General features: G+C 46.4%; 24 protein-coding genes. 17 read left to right on the top strand and 7 right to left on the bottom strand.

Annotated elements, in window-relative coordinates; translation table 11 throughout:
- Window positions 1-149 precede the first annotated feature (149 nt).
- Complete coding sequence (locus QUA56_RS14890; protein ID WP_333358823.1) at window positions 150-869, top strand: A/G-specific adenine glycosylase; 720 nt, start codon at window positions 150-152, stop codon at window positions 867-869.
- A gap of 261 nt (window positions 870-1130) precedes the next feature.
- Here the strand turns inward: QUA56_RS14890 and QUA56_RS14895 are convergent, their stop codons facing one another.
- The gene (locus QUA56_RS14895; RefSeq protein WP_333358825.1) at window positions 1131-2378 is read right to left on the bottom strand and encodes an ATP-binding protein; all 1248 of its coding nucleotides are present in this window, start codon (window positions 2376-2378) and stop codon (window positions 1131-1133) included.
- Window positions 2379-3124: 746 nt separating this feature from the next.
- Here QUA56_RS14895 and QUA56_RS14900 point away from each other — a divergent pair.
- The 3 genes from QUA56_RS14900 (at window position 3125) to QUA56_RS14910 (ending at window position 7916) form a co-directional block, all read left to right on the top strand.
- Complete coding sequence (locus tag QUA56_RS14900; protein ID WP_333358978.1) at window positions 3125-5788, top strand: endonuclease MutS2; 2664 nt, start codon at window positions 3125-3127, stop codon at window positions 5786-5788.
- A 582-nt stretch (window positions 5789-6370) separates the two neighbouring features.
- Entirely contained in the window at window positions 6371-7570 is a 1200-nt protein-coding gene (locus QUA56_RS14905) for an RNA-guided endonuclease InsQ/TnpB family protein (protein WP_445242911.1), read from the top strand.
- Between the two features lie 16 nt (window positions 7571-7586).
- Window positions 7587-7916: a DNA methyltransferase gene (locus QUA56_RS14910; RefSeq protein WP_333358829.1), complete on the top strand. Its 330-nt coding sequence runs from the start codon at window positions 7587-7589 to the stop codon at window positions 7914-7916.
- A gap of 419 nt (window positions 7917-8335) precedes the next feature.
- Here QUA56_RS14910 and QUA56_RS14915 read toward each other — a convergent pair whose 3' ends face one another.
- Window positions 8336-8548 (bottom strand): helix-turn-helix transcriptional regulator, encoded by a 213-nt coding sequence (locus tag QUA56_RS14915; protein WP_333031862.1) that lies wholly within the window; start codon window positions 8546-8548, stop codon window positions 8336-8338.
- A gap of 383 nt (window positions 8549-8931) precedes the next feature.
- Between QUA56_RS14915 and QUA56_RS14920 the strand changes: the two genes are divergently transcribed.
- The 3 genes from QUA56_RS14920 to QUA56_RS14930 all read left to right on the top strand — a co-directional run bounded on the left by QUA56_RS14920 (window position 8932) and on the right by QUA56_RS14930 (window position 12919).
- Window positions 8932-9537, top strand: coding sequence for a DUF3038 domain-containing protein (locus QUA56_RS14920; RefSeq protein ID WP_333358830.1), 606 nt, complete (start codon window positions 8932-8934; stop codon window positions 9535-9537).
- A gap of 189 nt (window positions 9538-9726) precedes the next feature.
- Window positions 9727-11298, top strand: a complete 1572-nt coding sequence (locus QUA56_RS14925; protein WP_333358832.1) for a DUF4335 domain-containing protein — start codon at window positions 9727-9729, stop codon at window positions 11296-11298.
- A 484-nt stretch (window positions 11299-11782) separates the two neighbouring features.
- Window positions 11783-12919, top strand: coding sequence for a patatin-like phospholipase family protein (locus QUA56_RS14930; protein ID WP_333358834.1), 1137 nt, complete (start codon window positions 11783-11785; stop codon window positions 12917-12919).
- A 509-nt stretch (window positions 12920-13428) separates the two neighbouring features.
- On the opposite strand, the gene QUA56_RS14935 is transcribed toward QUA56_RS14930, so the two are convergent.
- Window positions 13429-14361: a LysR family transcriptional regulator gene (locus tag QUA56_RS14935; protein WP_333358836.1), complete on the bottom strand. Its 933-nt coding sequence runs from the start codon at window positions 14359-14361 to the stop codon at window positions 13429-13431.
- Window positions 14362-14425: 64 nt separating this feature from the next.
- On the bottom strand, window positions 14426-14626 hold the full coding sequence (locus QUA56_RS14940) for a hypothetical protein (RefSeq protein ID WP_333358838.1): 201 nt from the start codon (window positions 14624-14626) through the stop codon (window positions 14426-14428).
- Window positions 14627-14751: 125 nt separating this feature from the next.
- On the opposite strand from QUA56_RS14940, the gene QUA56_RS14945 reads away from it, so the two are divergent.
- From QUA56_RS14945 to QUA56_RS14985, 9 genes are all read left to right on the top strand, one after another.
- A complete protein-coding gene (locus QUA56_RS14945) occupies window positions 14752-16254 on the top strand; it encodes an APC family permease (protein ID WP_333358841.1) in 1503 nt (500 codons plus the stop codon).
- Between the two features lie 212 nt (window positions 16255-16466).
- The gene (locus QUA56_RS14950) at window positions 16467-17171 is read left to right on the top strand and encodes a cadmium resistance transporter (protein WP_333358843.1); all 705 of its coding nucleotides are present in this window, start codon (window positions 16467-16469) and stop codon (window positions 17169-17171) included.
- Between the two features lie 20 nt (window positions 17172-17191).
- Window positions 17192-17842 (top strand): cadmium resistance transporter, encoded by a 651-nt coding sequence (locus QUA56_RS14955; RefSeq protein WP_333358845.1) that lies wholly within the window; start codon window positions 17192-17194, stop codon window positions 17840-17842.
- Between the two features lie 548 nt (window positions 17843-18390).
- Window positions 18391-19053, top strand: a complete 663-nt coding sequence (locus tag QUA56_RS14960) for a hypothetical protein (RefSeq protein ID WP_333358847.1) — start codon at window positions 18391-18393, stop codon at window positions 19051-19053.
- A gap of 106 nt (window positions 19054-19159) precedes the next feature.
- Window positions 19160-19582 carry a DUF202 domain-containing protein gene (locus QUA56_RS14965; protein ID WP_333358849.1) on the top strand — a complete coding sequence of 141 codons (423 nt, stop codon included), beginning with the start codon at window positions 19160-19162 and terminating at the stop codon, window positions 19580-19582.
- A 64-nt stretch (window positions 19583-19646) separates the two neighbouring features.
- Window positions 19647-20048 carry a DUF202 domain-containing protein gene (locus QUA56_RS14970; protein ID WP_333358851.1) on the top strand — a complete coding sequence of 134 codons (402 nt, stop codon included), beginning with the start codon at window positions 19647-19649 and terminating at the stop codon, window positions 20046-20048.
- Between the two features lie 19 nt (window positions 20049-20067).
- Entirely contained in the window at window positions 20068-20304 is a 237-nt protein-coding gene (locus QUA56_RS14975) for a hypothetical protein (protein ID WP_333358853.1), read from the top strand.
- Between the two features lie 171 nt (window positions 20305-20475).
- Window positions 20476-20979 carry a hypothetical protein gene (locus tag QUA56_RS14980; RefSeq protein ID WP_333358855.1) on the top strand — a complete coding sequence of 168 codons (504 nt, stop codon included), beginning with the start codon at window positions 20476-20478 and terminating at the stop codon, window positions 20977-20979.
- A 300-nt stretch (window positions 20980-21279) separates the two neighbouring features.
- Window positions 21280-22074: a sulfite exporter TauE/SafE family protein gene (locus QUA56_RS14985; RefSeq protein ID WP_333358857.1), complete on the top strand. Its 795-nt coding sequence runs from the start codon at window positions 21280-21282 to the stop codon at window positions 22072-22074.
- 139 nt (window positions 22075-22213) lie between these two features.
- Here QUA56_RS14985 and cysK read toward each other — a convergent pair whose 3' ends face one another.
- Window positions 22214-23191: a cysteine synthase A gene (gene cysK / locus QUA56_RS14990; RefSeq protein ID WP_333358860.1), complete on the bottom strand. Its 978-nt coding sequence runs from the start codon at window positions 23189-23191 to the stop codon at window positions 22214-22216.
- Between the two features lie 18 nt (window positions 23192-23209).
- Window positions 23210-23647: an Rrf2 family transcriptional regulator gene (locus QUA56_RS14995; RefSeq protein ID WP_333358861.1), complete on the bottom strand. Its 438-nt coding sequence runs from the start codon at window positions 23645-23647 to the stop codon at window positions 23210-23212.
- Window positions 23648-23757: 110 nt separating this feature from the next.
- On the opposite strand from QUA56_RS14995, the gene QUA56_RS15000 reads away from it, so the two are divergent.
- Window positions 23758-23991, top strand: a complete 234-nt coding sequence (locus tag QUA56_RS15000; protein WP_333358863.1) for a hypothetical protein — start codon at window positions 23758-23760, stop codon at window positions 23989-23991.
- A 389-nt stretch (window positions 23992-24380) separates the two neighbouring features.
- On the opposite strand, the gene QUA56_RS15005 is transcribed toward QUA56_RS15000, so the two are convergent.
- On the bottom strand, window positions 24381-25505 hold the full coding sequence (locus QUA56_RS15005; RefSeq protein WP_333358865.1) for a sulfate ABC transporter substrate-binding protein: 1125 nt from the start codon (window positions 25503-25505) through the stop codon (window positions 24381-24383).
- Between the last annotated feature and the right edge of the window lie 43 nt (window positions 25506-25548).

Below are 25548 nucleotides of genomic sequence, written 5' to 3' on the forward strand. Positions count from 1 at the left end.
ATCAGAATAATATATTTGGATCGTATTCAGTGCGAGCGTCTCGCTCGCGACCTATGCCGCGAGCGAGACGCTCGCACTCGTAAAAAACGCTTTTTACCAAATTGGGATGCTCCCTATAAACTTGGCAACTTCTCAAAAGTAAAAATCAAATGCCTGCATTAAATGCCGTTGTTTTTGATTCTGATGTCGAGCCTGGGTCAAAGCATTTGAACGCAGGGAAAGTCCGGTGGTTCCGCCGCCGGCTGAAAGCTTGGGCCGAGCAAAATTTCCGTGATTTTCCTTGGCGGCGCACCTGCGACCCCTACGCGATTTTAGTGGCTGAGTTCCTGCTGCAAAAAACTACTGCCGCTACAGTGGCTCCGATTTATCAAGAATTTGTCGATCGATATCCGACTCTCTCCGATCTAGCGGCCGCGCCTGCGGAGGAAGTTGCTAGTTTGTTGCAGCCTTTGGGTCTTTTTTTTCGGGCGCAAAAGCTGCGGGAATCGGTGCTGGTTATCCTAGAAAATTATCAGGGAAACGTTCCCCGCACGGAAGCTCAGTTGCTGGAACTTCCCGGAGTTGGCAAGTATATTGCGCGATCGGTTTGCGCTAATGCTTTCGGACAGCCGAAAGCGGTGCTCGATACGAATGTTGCTCGGATTTTGCAGCGTTTTTTTGGGATTGACGGCGGTAAGGTAAAATCGCGATCGCCCGAACTTTGGGAAGCCGCAGAACGAGTTGCTCCCAAACAGCAAGTCGGGCCGTGGAATCTAGGAATGCTGGACTTTGGGGCGGCAGTTTGCACTGCAAGAAACCCCCGCTGCGGCGAGTGTCCGCTGCAACAGCAGTGCGAGTACAAAATTAGCAGCGAAGTCATTCGATTTTAGATTTGAGATTTGAGATTTTGGATTGACCCCACGGATCGAGTCGGGGGCTTGAGGATTTTAGATTCCAGATGCTTTCGATTGATTCCACGGATCGAGCACGTGGCGGGTACCACCTTTGAAATTCGCTTGTCAATTCTCGGCTAATTGGCGAACTCAGTTGACAAATATTCTACCGCATTTGTAGGGCGGGTTCGCCAACAATCTCTGGCTAAAACCAACAATCTCAAAAACCCGCCCCCACCCAACGGTAAATACTATTAATTAACTGTGCCGCAGCGGAAGTTCTATCCTAAATCTAGTACCTTTACCCGGTTCCGAAAAACAGGTTAACTCTCCTTTGTGCTGTTCTACAATTATCCGATAACTGACAGCAAGTCCCAAGGCGAGGCTGTGTTCCACAGGTTTCGCCATCAACAATGGGTCAGAAATTTGCGCTGTGATATCTTCCCTGATTGCCATGCCGTTATCTCCAATTTCAATAGAAATCCGCCGCTCGTCAACCACCTGAGTGCTAATCCAAATCACAGGCTTAAATTTGACCGATTCCGACTCCTCAAACTCTTGAGTCAACTCTTCCAAAGTATCGATTTCGTGATTGATAATATTCAGAAAAGCTTGATTGAGCCGACCTGCATAACACTCAATCTGCGGCAAGTTGCCGAATTCTTTCATCACCTTGATGTCTCGCCTTCCCTCGCGAGCCGGCAAGCGGTGCTGCAACAACAACAGAGTATTTTCTAAACCGTCGGAAACATCGAATAACTGCCAGCCCGATCGATCGCTGCGGGAAAAATCCTGTAGCGACAAGATTATTTGGCGGATGCGATCGCTCCCGTTACGCATGGAACTCACAATTTTTAATAAATCGTCGAACACGAATTCCACATCCATATCTTGTTGTTTTTCCAGAATTTCCGAGCCTGGATTGACTAGCTCTTTTTGATACAATTGCAGCAGTTCTATTAAATCAGTAGCGTAAGTTTGGACGTGAGTGAGATTGCTGTAAATAAAAGTAATTGGGTTGTTAATTTCGTGCGCGAGACCAGACACCAATTCGCCCAAACTTGACATTTTTTCAGTTTGCAGCATTCGATCGCGCGACAGTTGCAATTCTTGCTGGGCGAGATCCAACTGTGCCCTCAACTCGCGCCCTCGCTTAGACGCGCGCACCCGCGCCAACAATTCCTGCTTAACTATCGGTTTAACCAGAAAATCGTCAAAAGGCGCATCCAATTCTTGAACTTCTTCAAATTGCTCGGGTGTTGTCAGCAGAATAAAATAGGCTGCAGCCAATTCTCGATCGGCCTTCAGCAGCCGGCACACCTCCAAAAAATTGATTTGAGGCGAAGTCCCGTCGCAAATTATCGCATCGGGGGACAATTCCCTCGCCAAGTCTAAACCCTCCCGACCGTCGGGAACGACTCTCACCTGATGTCCCTCTTGGCCGAGTAACTCTTGCACGACTTGAAAATTCACAGTATCCGCGACGATCGCCAGAATCTTTGCCATACTTCTACCAACTCCACAAATTACTTTTTAGGATACAACCGCTAGAATTGCGCCGACATATTTAAAATTCGCAAATAGTTCAATCCCACAAAAAACGGCCCGTGCCAGTTCCCTCAAACGCAAAAATAGCTCATACCATTTTAGATTTTAGATTTTAGATTTTAGAATTGGGAATGACTTACTGTATAATGGTTTGGAGCTTGCCTGCAGTTGCATATTTTTTGGGGAATGGTATCAGTAGAAGGTATAATTTTAGACGGTAATGCAAAAAAGCAAATTTTCGCCTTCGTAATTTGCGGTATAGCGGTTCTCAAGTAAGTGAGGTACGTAGTCGATGCTCTAGCCCTCTTAATTGTGCTTATGTAGTTAAGTGAGGTAAGCACCGCCATCAACTTCCATTACCAATTAATACTCATACCTCATCTACCTGAGAAAGGCTATACATCAGAGCTTTCTGCCGAAAGACTGCTGACAAGCGAATTTCAAAGGTGGTACCCGCCACGCGATCGATCCGTGGAATCAATCGAAAGCATCTGGAATCTCAAATCCTCAAGCCCCCGAATTTATCCGTGGGGTCGCCTCTAAAATCTCAAATCTAAAATCTAAAATCGAATGACGGCGATCGCAGATACTTTCTGAAGTTGCGCCAGGAAACAATAAAAAACTTTAAAATCAATTAATAGTACCGTCAAATTCACCTTCTAGGTCAGCGCCTGGAAATGCCAATTACCAACACCACCTCAACTTTGATTCAATCCGAAACACTAGAACTATTAGAATGGCCGCGCCTGTGTCAGCACTTGGCTACCTTCGCGGCCACCAAACTCGGTGTCGCCGCCGCCCTCGACTTGCAAATTCCGCCAACCATAGCTCAGACAGCAGAACTTCTAGCCCAAACTCAGGAAGCTTATCAGTTAGAAAGCCGCGCTGGCGGTGCTTTGAGTTTTGAAGGAATCCAAGACATCAACACTTCCCTGCAGCGAGCCGAACTGCAAGGTTTGCTCGGCGGCGAAGAATTGCTGGCAATTGCTACCACCCTCGCCGGAGCAAGGCAATTGCGCCGGATAATTGACTCTCAGGCAGATGTGCCGACACTCAAAGAACTGGCAGCTCAATTGCGGACTTATCCCGAACTAGAGCAAGAAATCCACCGCTGTATAGACGATCGCGCTCAAGTAGCAGATAGAGCAACTCCTAAATTAGCAGGAATTAGAGTTCAAATGCGACAGTTGCGCGATCGCATTTATCAAATATTGCAGGGGATTTTGCAGCGCCAATCCAACGCGGTACAAGAACAGCTAATTACCCAAAGAAGCTCGCGCTTTGTCATTCCCGTCAAAGCTCCCCAAAAAGATGCCATACCGGGCATCGTTCACGACTCCTCGGCCAGCGGCGCGACACTGTACGTAGAACCCCACAGCACAGTCAATCTTAACAACCAAATGCGGCAGTTGCTCAGGCAAGAACAAGCCGAAGAAGAAGCAGTCCGCCGCGCCCTCACGGAGCAAGTCGCAGCAGTCAAACCAGATTTAGACAGATTGTTGGTTGTAGTTACAACTTTAGATTTAGCTGCCGCTAAAGCCCGTTACAGTTTTTGGTTAGAAGCAAATCCGCCAAAATTTATCGAATTGGGAGAGCCTGAATTAGCACCAAAAAATAGAGAAAATTTAGATGAGCAAAAAGAAGATGAGGAAAACTCAGAAAACAGTCAATTATTAATTCGCAACCTGCGATCGCAAATTACCCTCCGCCAGTTGCGCCATCCTTTATTAGTTTGGCAGCAACAATACGAGCAAAGCTTTCCAGTCGTGCCGGTCGATTTAACCATCGCGCCGCACATCCGCGTCGTCGCCATCACCGGCCCCAACACCGGTGGCAAAACTGTCACCCTCAAAACTTTGGGATTGGCAGCTTTAATGGCGAAAGCAGGAATGTTTGTTGCCGCCCGGGAACCGGTAGAATTGCCTTGGTTTGACAATATTCTTGCCGATATCGGCGACGAACAATCTTTGCAGCAAAGTTTGTCTACTTTCTCCGGCCATATCCGCCGCATCAGCCGCATTTTAGAAGTTTTAGGCAATAAATCGGAAGGGGAAAGTGCAGGAGAAGAAGAAGAAGGAGAAGAAAATTCCCAATTCCCAATTCCCGATGCCCAATTCCCAATGCCCAATGCCCAATTCCCAATGCCCGATGCCCCATGCCCCATGCCCCATGCCCCATGCCCAATTCCCAAATCTTTAGTCTTGTTAGACGAAGTAGGAGCGGGGACAGACCCCTCAGAAGGCAGTGCATTGGCGATCGCCCTGTTGCAATATCTCGCCCAACATTCTCTATTAACAGTTGCAACTACCCACTTTGGCGAACTCAAAGCCCTCAAATATCAAGACTCGCGCTTTGAAAATGCCTCAGTAGAATTTGACGACAATTCCATGCAGCCAACCTATCGCTTGCTGTGGGGAATTCCCGGACGTTCCAACGCCCTCACCATTGCCAAAAGACTCGGTTTGCTAACAGAAATTGTCGAAGAAGCTCAAACCTATGTCGGGGGAGCGTCTCAAGATGTCAATCAAGTGATTGCCGGACTCGAAGCACAGCGCCGGAAACAGGAAACCAAGGCCAGAGAAGCAACTCAACTGCTACACCAAACCGAAAAACTGCACAGAGAAGTTTCTCAAAAAGCAGCGGCTTTGCAAGAGCGGGAGCGAGAACTGAAAATAGCTCAGGAAGTGGCAGTAAATGAGGCGATCGGGTCGGCAAAATCAGAAATTGCTCAAATCATTCGCCGCTTGCAGTCGGGCAACCAAACGGCTCAAAATGCCCAAGAGGCGACAGATACCTTAAATCAAATTTCTGAAAAACATCTGCCCTCGCGGAAACAACCGGCGAAACCGAAACCGGGTTTTATGCCGAAAACGGGCGATCGCATCCGCATTCCCAGCTTGGGCCAAACCGCCGAAGTGCTCAGCGGCCCCGATGCTAACGAAGAGTTGAGCGTCCGGTTTGGGATTATGAAAATGACTGTGAAACTGGGAGAAATTGAATCCCTCGACGGTCAAAAACCGGAAACTAAAGCTGAATTAGCCAAGGTTGCAGCCCAAGCACTCGCTACCGCTAAAGCCAAGCAAGCAGCGTCGGAACCTGCAAAACCCCATCCCGAAATCGCTATTCGCACTGCTAATAATTCGATCGACCTGCGGGGTGCGAGAGTCTCAGACGCCGAAATCGAAATAGACAGAGCTCTTTCCAAAGCCGTGGAATACGGAGTGCTGTGGATAATTCACGGTAAAGGTACGGGACAGTTGCGGCGCGGCGTTCACGAATTTCTGGCCACTCATCCCCAGGTTTCTCGCTATGAGTTGGCTACTCAAAAAGAAGGAGGTGGAGGTGTGACGATCGTATTTTTGAAGTAGTCAGGATTTACGCATTTCCGGTTGATTCGTAATTACAGCATATTCCAGGTTGATGAAGTAGGGACACGGCTCTTGGAGTGTCCCTACGGTGGGATAAATGGTTGGCACAGTTGTTTGAGGAACGAATGGGAAGCAATCTGCGTACATCAAAAACCACTGGTCAATAATTACTTGGAAACTCTACAGGAGTATGGTACTGGTCTATTTTAGACTAAAGATCGGTTCGGTGATTTTCAGTCAAATATTTTAGCTGAAACAGCAGAAGCCCCGCGCTCATCCGAAACGGATTGAGCGTCGGGATGAATGCACCAGACGCGCGTCGATTCCACCGGATGACAATCTGACAAGCTCCGCTCTGAGCAAGTCATCCGGTGGATGAGGGAGCAAACAAATCCCTTGATTGACCATTGACTTATTTGTTGTTATCATCGTTCTAAGCTGTTCGGCATTTAAATGAGGATAGTAGGGTGCGTCAGTAAATAACCGTTTCCCATGTATAGTCAGTGTTCTAGCTGACGCACCTTACCTGGAGCGTTAATGGTTTAAATGCTCCACAGCTTAATAACTACGATAAAATTCATTGTGTTGAAGGCGGTCAAAGTCAGAATTTATCCAAGCATTGAGCAACAAAGTCATTTGGCCGGGGCCTTTGGCTGTGTTCGATGGGTGTCGAATCAATCTCTGGCTACGATGTCCCAGACCTACAAAGAGACTGGAAAAGGCATCTCTGCTTTCACCATGAAGAAACAGATCCCAGTATGGAAGACCGAGCATGAATGGCTCAAAGAGTGCTACTCTCAATGTCTTCAATCGTCGGTACTTAATCTGTCTCAAGCCTTTATTAACTTCTTTGATGGTCGCGCTAGTTATCCAACCTTCAAAAAACGTCAGGGTAGACAATCGATGCAATACCCTCAGAACGTCAAAATTCTGAGCGATTCTGAAATTAAGTTCCCTGGCAATCTTGGAGTAGTTAAGGCTAAAATTCATCGGGATTGTGTTGGTACATTAAGGACTGTGACGGTATCTAAAATGCCTGATGGTCGTTACTATGCCTCGCTATTGATGGATGACGATGTTGAAAATCCGGTAGCTAGTGAAGAAGGTAAAGCCATCGGAATTGACCTTGGCTTGCTCGACTTTGTTGTCACTTCAGATGGATCGAAATACCAGAACCCTCGACACCTCAAAAAACACGAACGAAACCTTAAACGCAAACAGCGCAAGCTATCTAGGAAAAAGGATAAAACTACTAACAAGCGACGCAAAGCTAAACTAGCTGTAGCCAAAGTCCATGCAAAAATAGCTAGAGTACGTGAAGATTTCCGACACAAACTATCCCGTAAGATAGTTAACGAAAACCAAGTGATTGTGGTCGAAAATCTGGCAGTAAAGAACATGGTAAAAAATCATAATCTAGCTAAATCTATCAGTGATGCTGGTTGGTCCATGTTCTGCACTATGCTCAAATACAAAGCAGAAGCAGAAGGCAAGGTCTATCTAGAAGTAGGTCGATTTTTCCCGTCATCTCACCTATGTTCCAATACTTTACTTTCCCTGCAAAAGATGGATCTATCGGTACGTGAATTTGATTGTGCCCACTGTGGCAAACGACACGACAGAGATATCAATGCAGCTATCAACATCAAAAATGAAGGCTTACGGATATTGGCGTTGGGAACCAGCGTTACTGCCCTTGGAGGCAATGTAAGACCCAAACAGTATGGGCGTAAGTCTACTACTGTGGCGGCGGTTGCCCTTGAATTGGGAAGCCCACACTAAGAGCGCGTAGCGATGAGTGTGTGGTAGTTCACAAGGTATACAGCGTGAGAAAACCGAGGAGTTTAACGTCCATTGCACTGTAAAATCGATCGCTCTCATGAGAAAGCTGGTCGAAATATTTGTACCGCGTTTGGAAAATTCTATTCTAATCGATCCTTTCGCAGGATCGGGAACCACATTGCTGGCGGCGCAAGAATTTGGCATTAGGTATGTTGGCATTGAAATAGTACCTGACTACATAGAGATTATCAACAAGCGCCTTGATAGTTTCAGCGGTTTATCTCAATTCCGGCTGCACTGGAATGATATCGAGGACACGGCAATGCCGTTTCCCTACCCCAATTAATTGTAGGGAAACGGTACTGCCGTGTCCTGATTTCGGGTATTAATTCCGATGCTGGTTCGTAATTATAAGTACGAAGTAGTGGGCCATAAGATTTGAATTTTTTCAGTGTTCCAGAATCTCCTGAGCCAATACGATATTTTGTATCTATCGCGTACCCATCAACAATCAGATCGCACGGCTCATCGCTGCCAACTTTAAATGCTGGCTGAAAGCTACTGCAATATGTTTTACACGTTTCAGTAACTAACAATTGCCAACACATACCTAACTCACGTCCCCAATATTGCCTATTTTCTTTTTTTATTAGGGGAGAGATACCAAACACATCCATTAAAATATCGTGTTCTTCATTCTCTTCTGCATAAATTTTTTCGGTAAATGAGTTTTGGTATCTTGCTAAAATTCGCTCTAGTCTTATTTCAGTCATCATCAATTACCAGATCGGCTAGACTAACGGATAATGCCTTGGCTATTTTGCTGGCATTAAGCAGCGTTATATTCCTTTCACCTCGTTCAACTGAACCAATATAGGTGCGATGTAATTCAGATAGTTCTGCAAGCCTATCTTGGGAAAGATTTCTGAGCTTTCTGAAATGTCTAACTTTTTTACCAAATTGCTCGGTAATATCCATAGATTGCGCCAGATTAAGCAATGACAACTATAATCTGACAGACTATAAGTAGCGACAGACTATAAGTAGCATTCGAGAGCGCTAGGATCTTGGCATTGATATAAGTCCCGATAGTTTCAAAGCACTGATTTGATTTCGGTCACTTTGTGGCGTAGCATGGTTAGGGGTGAAAATTTATGGGTTTTGCTGGTTGCGACCGATCGAACTTGAAACGGCAACTTTTAACCCGCAACTCCGTCCAGCAGTTAGGATTGCCGGAATCAAAGCAACGAGCTATGGAGACAAATTAACAGATATGCTGTTGCCCAAAGGTTGCAAAGCTTTCATCACTGCATACTGTTCGATATCCTGCCTCAACCTGTCTTATTTCCTGTGCTGAAGCCATGCGCTCGACCGTAAAGTCCTCCGCTCCCACAAACGAAACGGGCCCATCTCCCAACTGGGAAGAATTGACCCAAAAAGCACCAGAACCTACCCAGTTGGACAACATTAAAGCCCAACTGGATTTAGTGCTGTTAGCCCTAGAAGCACTGGCAGAAATTGGCTCAGAGGCGATGCTCAAGGTAGCAGCCGAACTGAATTTAGAGCCAATGGTAGCCGATCGGGTAGCTTTGTGGCGGCTGCGCCAATCTAACCCGCTGCGGAAAGGCCAGGGAGGGCGCAAAAAACTCGATGTTGAGGAAGCTCGATCGCTAGTTTTGATAAGCTGTCATTTGGCAAAACAGCACCAAGCTTTAATCCGCCGCGCCGTTGCTTTGCTGGAACAAATGGCAGAGCAAAACCGCGAACCTCACACAGTCGCTTTGTTGGGAGATTATATTGACAGGTTCAGCAACACTTATGCCTCGCGCATGGAAGATGCAGAAAATTTATCGGCCCGAGAACTGACTGATTTGGCCCTCAAACTCCTGATCGATTTGCTGTTTTACAGCAGTCCCGGGGGCCACAGGCGACTCTGGCTGGCTCTTCTAGACCGTGCTAAGAATTAAACAGTCAGCAGTCAGCAGTCAGCAGTCAGCAGTCAGCAGTCAGTAGACAGTTGTCAAAAGTTAAAAGTTAACAGTCAACAGTCAACAGTCAACAGCCAACAGCCAACAGTCAACAGCCAACAGCCAACAGTCAACAGTCAACGGTCAACAGCCAACAGTCAACAGTCAACAGTCAACAGACTTTTTGCTATGGTTCTCAAACGGTTCACGCCGCCCACTTGCACGCTGGAAATTACAGCCAAAAGTTCGCCTCTATCTCGCTGGGCGGGCCAACCGGTGTTTAAATCTTTAAGTTTCGAGCTGCGACTCGACGACCCCAGGCTGCCAGATACCCAACACGTTACTCTCAGGGGCGATCGAATTCAACTCGAAACCCTCCACGAAGCTGTCAGCAACTACGTCCAAAACTTGCTCGGCGAATCCCGCGATTGGGAAAGCAACCTCAACTCTCAAACCGGCCTTACCGCAGCAGGCCCAGACTCGCCAGAAGCCGCGCATAACGCCGTCATATTCGATCGAGCCGTCAACACTTCCGAACTAGCAACTTACAACCCCTACTCTCTCCCAACTTCCTACCTTCCGGTTCCCCCCCGCTTAGAACCCCGCGGCTTGCTCGCCCACAACTTGTTTTTAGGCTCTTTGAGCGCCGCAGAATCCGGGCCGGTAGTTCCCTTAAGCACCCTGCAACTGTTTGACTTGGCCACAGCACTAGATGACAGCGCCGCCGAAGTGATGGCGCTTCCCAACCTCAACCGCGAGCCCCGACGGCCGCTGTCCTCACCCTGGCTCAAAGTGGCAGCAATGCTGGTCGCCAGCGCGGGCCTGACAGCAGGAATTATCAAAATGCTCGATCGGGCAACCACCACGCCACAAACCGCCTCCGCCCCCGCTCCAGGACAGCCCCAGCTAGCTGCCCGCGTCTCCCCCAGTCCCCTTCCCGCCCAACCTACACCCCCAGCACCAACACCCGCAGCAACACCCGCTTTACCGCCCCTGCCGCCCCCGCCCATCAACACCGCCGCCTCCCCCAGCCCCAGCTTGCCCCCCATAGCCCTCACCCCAACTCCCCCCACCAACAAACCCAGCCCCATTCAGCAGCCACCCCTGCTATTTCCCCCCAACGGCAGCGCACCCAGCTCCCCACAGAGCGCCCCAGCTTTCCCTCAAGGGCAAACAATCACCATTCCCGCCCCCGAAGAACCGCCCACTTCCGCCCCCCAATCACCCGCACCAGTACCCTACCTGCTGCCCCCCCTACCGCCGAGACTAGCTCCCGCCGTACCGCCCCCCCTGCCGCCCTCCCTGTCTGCTTCCCGATTTCCCGTTGCCGCGCCGCAACCCTTCCCCCGCTCCACCGAGCCGATTGTCCCCCCCGCCAGTACCGAACTCCCAGCCCTTGAGGACACTCAACCGCAACCCGAGTCTCAGGACAACAACCAGGCTGCGGCGAGCAAAAAAAACCGCACTTTATTTGATACAATTCCTCAAGTTTCAGAAGCTAGAACTTACTTTGAAGAACGCTGGAAGCCTCCAGAAGGAATGGAACAAACTTTGGAATACAGCGTGCTGATCGATGAAAATGGATCAATTCAAAGTATTGTGCCGATGGGAAAAGCAGCAGCAGATTATATCGATCGCACTAATATGCCATTAGTCGGCGAGCCGTTTGTTTCGGCCGTTTCTAATGGAAAGAACCCGAAAATTCGAGTTGTTTTGAGACCTAACGGTCGAGTACAAACCTTTTTGGAAGAGAGTGATTAAACGCTCTAAAACACATTGTCGAGATGGGAAATCCCGGTTAATTGCCAATGTTAAACAAGTTCAAAAAAATCAATTTTAACTGCGACAGCAGCCGCCAGCGTATTGACAGTTGCTCCTGTTTGTGCTGAAAATATCTCTTTGCCAGTGCGGTCATTCGATTTTAGATTTTAGATTTGAGATTTTGGATTGACCCCACGGATCGAGTCGGGGGCTTGAGGATTTTAGATTTGAGATTTTGGATTGATTCCACGGATCGATCGCGTGGCGGGTACCACCTTTGAAATTCTTGGTCAGAGTCGCCAGTAAACAATAGTTTAGCTACACAGGTGGGATTCTCGGGTCTCTAAAAATTCAGATATTCACCAGGGCGATCGTCTGAAAATGTAAAAATGAAAAATGACAGCTAAGATTTCGTTCTCAATTCCAATCCTAACTAAAGGTTAGGCACTGTTCACTTAAAAATTAACCGATCGGGGAGGATACCATGACATTCAAAATTCTCAGCTTAGATGGCGGCGGCATCCGGGGAGTATTATCTGCTACAATTCTCAAGCAGGTAGAGACAACCATACAAGAAAAGACTGGGCAGAAATTGCATGAATATTTTGACTTGATTTCTGGCACATCCACTGGCTCAATTCTGGTGGCGGCGATTGCCTGTCAGATGAATGTTGAGCAAATGATTGATTTCTACTTAGAAGAGGGAAAAAATATATTCCTACAGTCAGTTCGTGAGGCTCGAAAATGGAGAAAACTAAGTCAAGCTCTCGGCAGTAATCTCTTATACCCTCACGAACAGGGAGAGCAGGGTTTAGCTAAAATATTGCAGAAAAAATTGATTCACCCGGAGTTGGGTTCTCCGAAAATTAGCGAGATCTATCGACCCTATATTCTGATACCTGCTTATGACGTTTATTCCCGAAACACAACGTGGTTTGCGAATAATAAGCCTGCCGATGAAAAAACGTGGTACAACAACATTGAACTCTGGAAAATCTGCACTGCCTCAGCATCAGCACCCACGTTTTTTCCCCCTTACAAACTCCCCTATAACGAGGAGCAAAGTCTTCCCCATATCGATGGCGGTGTCTCAGCTAATAACCCGGCGTTAGTGGCGATCGCCCAGGCTTTGTTGATTGAAAAACAAAACAAATTACAATTGAGCGATATTGCTGTCCTCTCCATTGGCACTGGCAATACAACTCGTCCCTACAGCTATGAAGACATCAACAGTTGGGGACAGTTGGGCTGGGCCGAACACCTACCGGATATGTTCATGAATCCTGCTGCCCAAAATTCTGAAGCTATCTGTTACCAAATCATGGAAAGTACAGGGGGGGATTATCTGCGTTTGGATTTCGATCTAAACCAGCGCTTCCAAGGAGAACAACAGCCCGGTCGTCTGCGACGCACACTGACCAAGCGAGAAAAGCCCTACAACGAATACATTAAAACACAGAAGAATCAGTCTAAAGAAATCAGCGAAGAGATTGACAATCCTGACAATTGTGAAGAACTGAAAGATGCGGCTGAATGCTATCTCGATTGTGGAGAAGTTTACTATATGAACCAAAAGGTTCCAGTTCTAGAGGCAATTCAACAGTTTATCAAGTTGGATTAGCATTGCTGCTTTAACCACCGGGAGCATCTCACTTTGGCAGCCCAGATAGAAATCTAAGTTTTGAGGCCCGAGGCAGCGAGGCAAGAGGCAGAAGGAAGGAGGCAGAAGAAGTGTTTTTACAAATATGAGATGCTCCCGGTGGGAATCCCCACACTATACCGCAATACGCTTGGGATCTGACACTCATGGAGACAAAACCCTGTGAAAAATAGATACTCCGAAGGCGCGTGCGGGCCATTAGGGCTTATGCTTCGCCCAAAGCTCTCTTCGGACAAAAAAACATTAACCCAAGCGTATTGACATTCACAATTCAATTCTACTAATCTTCCTTCCCATTTTTCCATTAGATTCTCAAAAATTTCCTCAAGTCTTGCCAGCATTAAATCAGTCCCAGCTTGCTGTGCTGATGTTTCAGACTTTTTAACTTACCCCCGCGGGGGTAAGTTCAGTTTAGCTTTTTATGTCGGTAAAAAACCCGGTTTCTTGAGTATTGGTGCGTAAGTCCTGAATTACCAATTCCCAGCAAATTGAATTAATATCTGTTCAAAAGCTTTAGTAATTCCAGTTTGAAAACGCTGTCGGTGCTTCAGTTTCAAAACAGGTTTAATTATTTCAAGACATACATTTGAACTTGGTTGGCTATCTATAAATTTAATCGATCGCAGTGTAGATAGCTGCAATTCTTTTTTGACCATCAATTCAGGAATAGCCGCTGCACCTACGCCACTTTCTACAACGGCTTTGACCATTTCACTGCTGTTCAAAACTAAAGTTACATTCAATTCATGGGGATTAATGCCCCAACTTTGCAAAGCTTGTTCCAACATTTGCTGGACTCCAGAACCAGCTTCTCGCATCACCCAATCCGTTTTCGGAATTTCCGTTAAACTCACATCTACACGTTCAAACCAAGGGTGAGATTTGCCAACTACAATCAGCAAGCGTTCGCTGCCTACAATTTCTTCCTCCAGAGTGCTCTTAAGCGAAGCTTTGATGTCTCCCGTCACTAAACCCAAATCAAATGTTCCCGTCGCCGTCCCCGCACAAATTTCTTCGGCATTTGCGAGAGTACAATTCACGCAAATACCGGGATATTTGTGTTTGAACTTGCTAATTTTGTCCGGCAACCAATAATTGCCAATTGTCAGACTGCAACCCAAGTTTAAATCGCCCCGCTGCAAGTCGTTCAACTCCCGCAAACCTCTCTCAGTCAAAGCAACATGATCGATAATTTTCCGCGTTTCGACTTGCAGCAACTTCCCGGCTTCCGTGATTTCGATGTGGCGGCCCATGCGGTGAAATAGTTTTACTCCATATTGCGCCTCTAAGCTTTGAATTGCCGCACTGACAGCGGGTTGAGTGATGTAAAGTTCTTCCGCCGCGCGGCTGAAGTGCAGGTGTTCCGCTACAGCTAGAAAAACTCGCAGTTGGTCTAGCGTCATTCCGGCCATTCTGAGTACCTCTTTAGCAAATACAGTTATTTTTTGAGACTAAAATCTATTGCGGCTAAGCTTTGACCTGAACTTGTCGATCGACTATATTGTACAGGTTGCAATTCCCAATAAATAACGGTTTCCAGCAGTTATTTAAATTTCCTTTTAATGTCAAGGGTTTGAGCTTTTGGCGACCGCTCGCTCCCGTACCGCCAACAGTTCTTTTCCGGGGCGCTGCATCACTTGCATTTATTAATTCAATAAAAAAGAACATTTGATTCTACTCCTGAAGGGAGTTATGCTTACACTCAAGCTTTTAACGCAGAGCCCGATGCTGAAGCAGAACCAATAAGTTTAAGCCGATCGCCAAAAGTCGACCGACAAAAATAGAGAAGATAAATGACCAAGAAAACGCAAAAAAATCAGAGTGCCCACGGCTTAAAGCCGGACTGCCTCTCCTTCGGGGAGGTTTTAGCTCAATCCTTTGCCGTCATTGCACCTACAACTATACCAGCATCTAATATAGGTTTAATCGTCGCTCTTTCAGGTAACGGGGCTTGGCTGAGTTTTCTCATCGGCTTGATCGGCCTAGTATTTGTCAGCATCAATATCAACCAATTTGCGAGTCGATCGGCTTCTGCTGGTTCTCTTTATTCTTACATTGTTAAAGGACTTGGCCCTACTGCCGGCGTAATTTGCGGCTGGAGTTTGGTACTCGCTTATCTATTTACTGCGATGGCCGTTTTGTGTGGTTTTGCAAACTTTACGGGTACTTTCATCGGCCATTTAGGCATCCATCCGTCACCGATTACGCTGTTATCGATCGGGGCTGGCATTGCTTGGTATGCAGGTTACAAAGATATCCAGCTTTCAGCTATGGCGATGCTGTGGCTAGAGGGGGCATCAGTGGCGGCGATCGCACTTTTAGGAATTATCATCTGGGCCCATAAAGGTTTTGCCTTAGATATATCCCAATTAACTTTGGAAGGCGTAACTCCGGGGAACATAGCGACGGGACTTGTCTTAGTAATGTTTGGTTTCTCAGGTTTTGAAAGCGCTACATCTCTGGGCGACGAAGCGAAAAAACCCTTAAAAAATATCCCCAGGGCTGTCATGGGCAGTGCTGTCATGGCAGGCTTATTCTTCATTCTGATGACCTATATTGAGGTTTTGGGTTTTAGCGGTACGGGAGTTTCTATTACTAATAGTGAAGAACCTCTGAGTTTTCTGGCGCAGCAAGTGGGCATGGGTTGGCTGGGAGAGTTAGTGGCTTTCGGCGCTTTATTTAGCTTTTTTGCTTGCGTGCTCGGCAGCATCAATCCAGCGGCGAGAGTGTTTTTTATGATGGCGCGCCACGGTTTGTTTCACTCTTCATTAGGTGTAGCGCATTCGTCTAATAAAACTCCCCACGTTGCAGTAACGATGTGTACATTTCTGACATTTTTGGTGCCTGCTGTGATGTCTCTGTTTCATATCAAACTGTTCGATTGTATGGGTTATTTGGGGGCAATTTGCAGCTACGGATTTTTAACAGTTTACGTCTTAATTTCGATCGCGGCTCCGGTTTACCTGCACAAAATTGGTAAATTGCGCGTGCGAGATGTGCTGTTCTCGGTGGTGGCGATCGCATTTATGATGATTCCGATTGCGGGCAGCGTCGGCATTCCCGGCAGCACTATGTTCCCACCTCCAGAAGCTCCTTACGATGCGTTTCCTTACTTGTTCTTGATGTACTTGGTGGCTACTTGCGGGTGGTTTGTCTTGCAGCGGCTGCGATCTCCTGAACTTGTTGGTTCGATGGAGCAGGGTATTGACGCAATTCATGCCAAGTTCGACGAAGAAAATACAATTTACGGCGGTGTTCGGTTGAAGGCAGTATCCATTGACAGTGAGGGTTTTTGATTAGCAGTTACCAGTTCGCAGTCAGGACGAATAGTTTTTAGCAACTGGGTTTTTACTGAAATATTGCAGCATTGTCGATCGGCCTTTCAAGAGTGGGTGAGGGGCAATTGCCCACAAGAAAATTGAATTTTTGTGGAACGTGCCCCAGAGCCATTTCCTAAGATACGCTGCCAGCGAGTACAACCAAATAAAAAATATGAGGAGACACAGCAATGAATGAATTACTAACAGCAATTTCAACTGGTATGACAGCTTTTACAGCTACGAATCTTGACGATATTCTGATCCTGCTGCTGTTTTTCTCGCAGGTAAATGCAGTATTTCGGCGCAGGCATATCGTCTTCGGTAAGTATCTGGGCTTTACTGCACTGGTTTTGGCTAGCCTTCCCGGCTTTTTTGGCCGCTTAATCTTTCCGCCAGATTGGATCGGAATGCTGGGTTTGCTGCCAATTGCGATCGGGATTAGCCGCTTGCTGAATCCAGAAACTGACGATTCGGAAGTTGAGGCAGAATTAGAGCAATCTGAGAAATCTTTTTTTAGCAGTTTTCTGTCTCCTCAAACTTACAGCGTAGCAGCGGTGACGGTGGCAAATGGAGGCGATAATATCGGGATATATGTGCCGCTTTTTGCTAGCAATACTTTAGAAAATCTGGCGGTGATTCTCGCTGTATTCTTCGCGATGGTGGGCGTTTGGTGCTACGCTGCTTATCGGTTAATTCAGATGCGGGCGATCGCAGATACTCTGACTCGCTACGGCAATCAGCTTGTGCCTTTTGTTTTGATCGGATTGGGAATTGCGATTCTGGTGAAAAGCGGCACTCTGGCCAGTCCAACTTTAAGTATAATATCTTTAGTTGGTTGCGGTTTTTGTCTGATAACTATGAGCAGAAGTAACGCCAGCGAACCGGAAGTTTAGGAAAGTTGAAGGAACAGCACATGAGTTGGATTGCAGCAGCGATTATTACCGGGATTACATCTTTTGCCGCAACCAATATCGACGATATGGTGATTTCGATGCTGTTCTTCGCCCAGGTAAACGATACTTTCCGCCCCCGGCATATCTTTGTCGGTAAGTACCTCGGATTTGCAGCACTCATCGCTGCGAGTTTGCCCGGTTTTTTTGGCGGCTTAATTGTGCCGAAAGCTTGGATTGGCTTGCTGGGTTTGGTTCCGATCGCGATCGGCATCACTCACTTATTCAAGAAAGATCGTGAGGAAAATGACGTACAAGCGGTATCGGGCGAATTTAACCGCAAATCTAATTCACCTGTGTCAAAACTAGCAAATCTTTTCAACCCCCAAACTTTGAATGTAGCTGCGGTAACAGTGGCTAACGGGGGAGACAACATCGGCATTTATTTGCCGCTGTTTGCTAGCAGCGATTTGCCGAGATTGGTGGTGATTTTGGCAGTTTTCTCGGTGATGGTAGGTGTTTGGTCTTATGCCGCTTACCGGTTAACTCGCCAAAAGGCGATCGCCCGTATTTTGACTCGCTATACCAAGGCTGTTGTCCCTTTTGTGTTGATTGGTTTGGGAATATTCATCCTGATTGAAAGCGGTAGTTATCGGCTGCTCCCGCCATTTTAACATAACTAATAATTAGCAAATATTCCGCTAATTTCATCCGTCTATAGGTAGATAAATAGTCATAAGTAATAACTCCTAACTCATTACTTTCACCTCAACAATTATTTGCTTAAAAAAATCGCTAGCTCGCTTGAAATATATCAACAAATATGCTAAGGTAATAATCAAGTGAGTGACCAAGCTAAAAGCAGCTTCAAACTAATTTAGCCTCTAGTCTTTACAAAAGTTGAAGCCATCTTTTGAGCTAGCAAATTGCCAGACTTAGGCAACAATCTACCTGTGGTTTCAATAAATCCTGTAGTGGTGAATCAAACGGAGCAAAAAAATTGAGGATCGATCGATAAAATATCGCCCGAACACTTCGCCACTGCCCCACGCCGATCGACTTGGACAATAGGTATAATGCTAAAAAACCTGATTTTTCGATTCTGCAAAATTTGGTTTTTCAGGCAAAAAAGTTAAAGAGAGCTGGTTTTTGTCTAAGTCATAAAATAGCAAGCAAACAGAAAGTTGGAAAAAACCAGACAATCTAGAAAAGGAGAAAAATTGTGAAAATCTTCAAATTTGTTTTAGTGCTCTTGGTAATGGCCGCCAATTTAGTATTCGTTCCCCCCTCTTGGGCGGACGCTCCAAAAACGCCTAAATATGCGAAAAATCCCGACTACATAGAGGTGACTCAAACTCTTAACACTCTGTTATCGGCGAAAAACTCGACCGAACAAAATGAGAGTTACACGCCGGAAGAACTTCAGAAAAAAATCTCTCAATTGGAGTTTCAAAAGTATACTTTAGAAACAGGTGAAAGCTGGGGTCAGTGCCGCAATGACACTGGAAAAACACTAGCTATTTACGGCCCGAAACGTAAAAAATCTCCTGACTCTTACGAGAATGCTCTTTATTTTCTAGCGCCCGGTCAAACAACAGGGGATAGATGGGATTGTGACGGAGTTTATTTGCCTAGTGATGTCAAAGTAACAGATTTAACCGCGACCGACAAAGCTGCACAAACTTTAACTGGCGGTATAGCTGTTAAGATAGTTAACGGAACTCAATTAGTAGCGACAGCTAATCCCGATACCGGGGCTGTGGAATTCAACGTTCCTACTGCTAAAGTTTTTAAACCGGGCGAGGTTAATTGGTTTGTTCCCGACGTGTCGCAGGCCTACATAGATACGCAACTTCCCAACGTACCTACTGAGGAAAATGATTAGTTTGGGTTAATGCCCGCCGGGGTCAATTCCCCGGCTGCTCGTCGGCCAATCGAAAAACAAACTCTATTGCCATTGATAATTTATCGGGAAGATTAATATTTTATCTATGCTGTTAGGATTTAAATTAACCAAAGCAGATACGCAACAAGCCAAGCGGCAAAATCCGTCGCGGGTACGCGATCATTTAGCAAACGAGCGCACTTATTTAGCATGGATGCGAACAGCGATCGCCCTGATGGGTTTTGGCGTTGTCATCGTCCGCCTTCGGGCCTTCCATCCGCCTCTGTTGCCCACTCCCGGCGCTGGCTGGAAGTTGGGTTTGCTCTTTTCGGCGGTGGGTTTGTTAACCGTGTTATTTTCAACTAAACACTACTTTGCTGTCCGCCACGATATCGATTACGATACTTACGAGCCTACAGACAGGTGGGTACTGCTTTTTAGTTTAGCCATCACACTCTTGGGAGCTGGAGTAATTTATTTTATCTTCTCAGTTCCCGGCAGCCAAACTACTTTAATGAGTCCCGAATAATCCTAGTTTTTAGGAAAAATATTAATATCCAAGAGTTCGATCGATGCAATTATCGTTCAAACTAATGAAAGTAGATGACGAGAAACTCAAACAGAAAAATCTGTCCAGGGCGATCGATCGCTCTGCAAACGAACGCACCTTTTTATCGTGGATTAGAAGCGCGATCGCACTGATGGGTTTTGGCGTCGTCATCGTCCGGTTTCGCGTCGTGCAAATCCCCGTACAGCACCGTCACGGCACGGGTTGGAAGTTGGGTTTAGTCTTCTCTCTGGTAGGTTTAGCAACAGTGTTAATCTCAACTGGAAAATACTTTATCGTTCGCCGCCAAATTGACGAGCATACCTACGAACCGTCAGATTTGTTTATCTTCGTCTTCAGTTCGGCTGTCGGCTTATTGGGGATTGGAGTAATTTATTTTATCTTTGCAGCCGCCGTGAGCCCGAGTAGTTTTGTAATACCCGATTGATTGTCAACAGGAGTTTACCATGAACAGCGATACAGTTGCCGCGATCGCTTCCATTCTCATCTTAGGTGCTGCTATCTGGGCAGCATTCGCAGTGCTGGAGAGTGTCGCGAAAATAGTCCCTAAATTGCTCGGCGTGACAGTCGCGATCGGGCTGTTGCTCGTTTACCTGCAATATTACTGGGGGATCGATGCCGCATATCTTTGGCAAACTGTCAAGCATTTGCCAGAAGCTTTCAATTTCTCGATCGCAGCCTAAACAGACACCAGCCAGCATTCTCAACAACATCTCCCGGATAGATATTTTTGTCTCGGAAACAAAGTATATTTAGGCGATCCCCATAAAACACGGTAAGTCGATGGACTTACTAGACATAGCTCTGTTGAAATGCTAAACTACGGTAAGTCGATCGAGTTATGAGCTATTAACGTGGAAAACACCAAAAAAGTCAGTCAAGAGTACCAGCTTGCAGGACAACAGACCCAACAGTTGCCAGAAGCTAAAAGCTTTCAGGAAGTCTGGTTTAAAAAAATCAGAGGCGGGTTACTTCTGGGAATTGGATATTTGCTATCACCGCTGTGTTGGTGGAACGACATATTTTTCAATCTGCCAATTGCCTACGCCTTTGGGTATATCTGTAGTGGGCTTTCCCCAGATTTACTGTTTCCTTGCACAATTGTCGGCTACTGGCTTACCAATATTGCTGGAATTCTGTTGATGCAATTCGGGGCTGTAGATGTTTTTGCAGACAAACCCAAGGAAAAAAACCTCAAAAAAGAGTTATTGACGGGTTTAGTTTCCTCAACCGCCTTCACTATTGTCGTTGTGGCATTGATTCATTTTAATGTTCTGGATACTCCCGATTTTTTTTCCAGCCAGCAGTCGGTTAACCTCCGCTCTGTTTTACCTGTGACGCTCGTCACTTCAAGGTAGAAAGCAGAATCTAAACCATCAATGAATCGAGAATTTTCAATCAGTTGCACAGGTAGATTTAAGAAAATCAGGGAGCTTTTACACTACAAATTTTGTAGCTTTGTTTATTTGCATTTACTTCCTTTTACCAATAATTTTGTAGCTGAATGCGCGGAAAATCTCAAGCGTTGAAAAGCAAAATTTATAGCGGTAAATATTGAAATGCGAGGATCTTTGCCTGTGTTGCTGTGTTGCAGGAGCCACCAAAGTTATCTATTTGTTGGTTGGCAGCGATTAAACACACAGTTTTTGGGCATAACCGTGAACTACTTATTACTATCATTTCTCAGTTTTTTCGTGGGCATTATCGTTGGTTTGACCGGAGTTGGCGGAGCGTCGCTAATCACCCCAATGTTAATTTTTGTCTTCCAGGTTCCGGCATCAGTTGCTATTAGTTCGGATGTCGTAGCTGCTACACTGATGAAAGTTGTTGGCGGCTTCAAACACTGGCAGCAAAAAACGCTCGACTTGCAAGTAGTTAAGTGGCTGGCTTTGGGTAGCGTACCCGGTTCGCTGGCCGGCGTGGGAATTTTACACTGCATCAAATCCAGCGGAAATCAGAACTTAGATGGCATATTGCTGCGCTTTCTCGGAGTAGCGATCGCCCTAATTGTCGCTTTATCGCTGACCCAATTAGTTCTCAAAACATTTTTCCCTAATTTTAAATTGCCTGCACCCCCAGAATGGGACTTAAATACTAATTATGGCCGTATTTGTACTGTGAGTGCGGCAGCAATTTTAGGCTGCATAGTGGGAATCACTAGCGTGTCTTCCGGTTCGATGTTTGCACTGTTGCTGATTGCTTTTTTCCGCCTGGATACTTCTAAATTGGTGGGTACAGATATTTCGCAGGCGGCAATTTTGTTGATGTTTACATCTCTGGGACACCTCAGCCTCGGAACAGTAAACTGGAGTTTAGTTTTGCCAATTTGGTTGGGTTCGGTGCCGGGAGTTTTGGTAGGGGCTAAATTCTGCCAAATTATGCCTCAACGCCCGCTAAAGTTTGTGATTTACGGAATGTTGGCGATGGCTAGTTGGAAGTTGTATCAAGTCTGAAAATTAAATCGATTTTGGATTTTAGATTTTATATCAAATCCGGTAGCATCGGAGTTGATGTTACCCACAATTAGGACACGGCAGTGCCTAAGTCCCTACAATTAATCCGGGTAGGGACAGGGCACGGCGCCGTGTCCTCTTAATTGCTAATTAATGCTTCGAGTTGGCTGACTGTCGGCAATTCTAAGTCTTTGAACAAGACTGTACTGAGGTAGCGTTCGCCATAAGAAGGCTGCACAAAAACTATCAATTTTCCAGCATTTTCGGGACGCTTGCCGACTTGAATTGCAGCAAACAAAGCCGCGCCTGCTGAGATTCCTGACAACAATCCTTCTTCTCTGGCTAGTCGGCGGCTGTAGGCGATCGCATCTTCGTCGCTAACTGCGATCGTTTCATCAATTAACTCTGGTTTCAACACTTCCGGGATGAATCCTGCACCAATCCCTTGAATTTTGTGAGCACCAGATTTGCCTCCAGAAAGCACGGGGCTCCTGGCGGGTTCAACTGCGATCGCCCTAAAACTCGGTTTCCGCTGTTTAATTACCTCAGCAACTCCAGTAATCGTACCGCCGGTGCCAACTCCAGCCACGAAAAAATCTACTTTACCCTCTGTATCTTCCCAAATTTCCTCGGCCGTGGTTGCCCGGTGAATTTTTGGATTAGCGGGGTTGCGAAACTGTTGCAGCATGAAAGCATCCGGGGTTTCTTCTACAATTTCTTCCGCACGGGCGATCGCGCTTAACATCCCTTCATGTCCGGGCGTCAATTCCAACTGAGCTCCGTAAGCTTTCAGCATCGATCGGCGTTCTAAACTCATCGTATCCGGCATCGTTAAAATCAGACTGTAGCCTTTCGCCGCCGCAATCATAGCCAAAGCAATTCCAGTATTGCCTGAAGTCGGTTCAACTAAAATAGTTTTCCCCGGTTGAATTAACCCCGCATCTTCTGCCGCCTGAATCATGCTCGCCGCAATCCGATCTTTCACCGAAGCAGCGGGATTCATCCCTTCCAATTTTGCCACAATTTGAGCAACTACTCCTTCGGCTTGGGGAATTTTATTGAGCTGAACTAAAGGAGTTCTGCCAATTATTTCTGTAACATCCTTAGCAATTTTCATGGCTTAATTTCTCTCCTATTAAATGTAGTACATGGGATGTGCTTGTTTGCGAACATCCCGCTGTTCGCACAAATCTTGTAATGTGTATTTGCCCAAAACATCCCAAGATGCCTTTTGAGCTTCCTGCCAGATTTCTAGCACCGCAGTTTTTTCTATTGTTAGAGATTCCGAAACTTTTTGAGTCTGGCCGTTGCCGTCGCCTTCGAGAGTCGAAAACACCTCTAGCAAAGTAATCTGCCAAGGCTCTTTCGCCAGTAAATAACCGCCTTTAGCGCCCCGCAGACTCTGGACGATACTCGCACGCCGCAGCACGGCAAGAATTTGGTCGAGATAGCGTTCCGGTATCTCTTGAGAAGCAGTAATTTCGTTCACTGTTAGGGGCGAATCCTTCGGGTAGTGGCTCGCCAGTTCCAAGAGCGCTAACAGGGCATATTCTACTCTAGAAGATAGTTCCACATTCCCCACTCGCGATCGAATTTAAATTGTACATTATATCATAGTACACAATTCCGGTAGGTGTACAGGTGTTAGTATCTTTTTATTACAAAAACGGTTGGAGAAATCCCGTGAGCAACGTAAATGTAGGTTTAAGCTGTCGGCACTGTCGGTATTACGAGCAGCACGGGCACAGGGGCGGAAACTGCCAGATGCTCGGCGTGGCGGTACAGGGTGGGTGGAAAGCTTGCCCCTTATTGGTTCCGCCCTTTGCACCCTCTTGGGAACACCCAGAAGCGGGTAGAGCCCGAAACTCTCAAATGTTGCAGGGAGCAACTATTTTACAGGCAATACCCCCACCTTGAAGTAACTGCTAAGTAGGTAGCTGGATATACAGCATATTCGGTGGTTCGTGAAGTACACTATAAAGCTCTATTGTGTGGTACGTGTTATGTAGGGTGCGTCGCTGCTCATGTTTAATGGAACTTGCAGATTGACTGGTGGCGACGCACCTTACTTACGACCCTTGTTGTGTGTACCGCATATACATGGAATATGCTGTATGCTCTGTCATAGTTAAGTTTATTCATACTCACCTACTTGGGGACAGTCAACAGGTGCTAGATATCGCATCTGTTGGCAGTGAGAAGAAAGAAATCAAGAGAAATAAAAAAGCAAGGGCGACGATCGCACTTGCCTTTAAACTTATTGAGTAGTCGAGGAGAAAATTTAATTAACCCAATTTCGCTCTCGATTATCTCCGGCCCAGACCATTCTCAATTTGATCGAAGATTGCACCGTCAGCAAAGAACTTGCTTTGCGCCCCCTTCCAGCCACCCATATCGCTGATTGTAAACAGTTTGCCAACTCTGGCAAACTGACTGCTAAATTGTCCGGCTACCGTCGAGTTAACAGGCCGAAAACCCACTTTAGCAAATTCTTGCTGAGCTTCCGGCGTGTAAAGATATTTCACAAAAGCCTCCGCCACTTTAGTAGTTCCGTGTTTGGCTGCGTTTTTATCAACTACAGCCACGGGGTTGTCAATAGAAATATTCACTTGGGGGATGATGAAAGGTTCGGTTTCGCCCTTCTGTTTCGCCAACAGAATTTCGTTTTCATAGTTGATCAGCACATCCCCTTGGTTTTGTTTGTAGAAGACATCTGACGCTTCGCGGGCATCTTTAGGAAGCACTGGCACGTTTTTATAAACCTGAGTGACAAAGCTGCGGGCTGCTTGTTCGTTTCCTCCGTTTCGAGTTACCGAACCCCACAAAGCTAAGAAGTTCCAGCGCGCGACACCAGAGGTTTTGGGATTAGCAGTAATTACTTTGATACCCGGTTTGGCTAAATCCGCCCAGCCTTGGATTTTTTTAGGATTGCCCGATCGCGCTACTAATGCTACGACTGATTTGCTAACAATTCCGTTATTGGGTACTTCTCGTTCCCAACCCGCTTTAATTAAACCGGCTTGTTGGATGCGATCGGTATCAAAAGCTAAGGCTAAGTGTACGACATCGGCTTCCAAACCATCAATCACAGCGCGAGTTTGGGAACCGGAACCGCCGTAGCTTTGGCTAAACTTGACATTCTGGTTGTTTTCTCGTTTCCACTTCGCTACAAAGCCGGGAATGATCCTGTCGTAGGCGGATTTGGTAACAGCAAAGGAAACTAAGGTGAGTTCGACATCTTTTGGTTTTGGCTGGCTGATTGCAGGCTGAGGAATTAACCAGCTCAAGCCTAAACCTACTGCAAAAAAGAAAGTAAAAGCTTTGAACAGTGACGATTTCAGGAAGTTTGCTGACTTCAGAGAAAAACCTGCCGAACCAGTCTTTTTTTCCGAGAACCACAAAATTCTACTTTTTAGACGTTCATACCACATTAAGAAGAGTTCCTATTGTTATTTTAGTTTCAGGTGAATTGAG

Source organism: Microcoleus sp. N3A4, from assembly GCF_036701805.1.
Taxonomy (GTDB): domain Bacteria; phylum Cyanobacteriota; class Cyanobacteriia; order Cyanobacteriales; family Microcoleaceae; genus Microcoleus.

Bases quoted from the DNA above. Each gene is read 5' to 3' on its own strand.
- QUA56_RS14890 (WP_333358823.1), top strand. From the start codon at position 150: ATGCCTGCATTAAATGCCGTTGTTTTTGATTCTGATGTCGAGCCTGGG.
- QUA56_RS14920 (WP_333358830.1), top strand. From the start codon at position 8,932: ATGCGCTCGACCGTAAAGTCCTCCGCTCCCACAAACGAAACGGGCCCA.
- QUA56_RS14955 (WP_333358845.1), top strand. From the start codon at position 17,192: ATGAGTTGGATTGCAGCAGCGATTATTACCGGGATTACATCTTTTGCC.
- QUA56_RS14935 (WP_333358836.1), bottom strand. From the start codon at position 14,361: ATGACGCTAGACCAACTGCGAGTTTTTCTAGCTGTAGCGGAACACCTG.
- QUA56_RS14950 (WP_333358843.1), top strand. From the start codon at position 16,467: ATGAATGAATTACTAACAGCAATTTCAACTGGTATGACAGCTTTTACA.
- cysK (WP_333358860.1), bottom strand. From the start codon at position 23,191: ATGAAAATTGCTAAGGATGTTACAGAAATAATTGGCAGAACTCCTTTA.
- QUA56_RS14945 (WP_333358841.1), top strand. From the start codon at position 14,752: ATGACCAAGAAAACGCAAAAAAATCAGAGTGCCCACGGCTTAAAGCCG.
- QUA56_RS14915 (WP_333031862.1), bottom strand. From the start codon at position 8,548: ATGGATATTACCGAGCAATTTGGTAAAAAAGTTAGACATTTCAGAAAG.
- QUA56_RS14965 (WP_333358849.1), top strand. From the start codon at position 19,160: ATGCTGTTAGGATTTAAATTAACCAAAGCAGATACGCAACAAGCCAAG.
- QUA56_RS14940 (WP_333358838.1), bottom strand. From the start codon at position 14,626: ATGTTCTTTTTTATTGAATTAATAAATGCAAGTGATGCAGCGCCCCGG.
- QUA56_RS14930 (WP_333358834.1), top strand. From the start codon at position 11,783: ATGACATTCAAAATTCTCAGCTTAGATGGCGGCGGCATCCGGGGAGTA.
- QUA56_RS15005 (WP_333358865.1), bottom strand. From the start codon at position 25,505: ATGTGGTATGAACGTCTAAAAAGTAGAATTTTGTGGTTCTCGGAAAAA.
- QUA56_RS14925 (WP_333358832.1), top strand. From the start codon at position 9,727: ATGGTTCTCAAACGGTTCACGCCGCCCACTTGCACGCTGGAAATTACA.
- QUA56_RS14895 (WP_333358825.1), bottom strand. From the start codon at position 2,378: ATGGCAAAGATTCTGGCGATCGTCGCGGATACTGTGAATTTTCAAGTC.
- QUA56_RS14975 (WP_333358853.1), top strand. From the start codon at position 20,068: ATGAACAGCGATACAGTTGCCGCGATCGCTTCCATTCTCATCTTAGGT.
- QUA56_RS14970 (WP_333358851.1), top strand. From the start codon at position 19,647: ATGAAAGTAGATGACGAGAAACTCAAACAGAAAAATCTGTCCAGGGCG.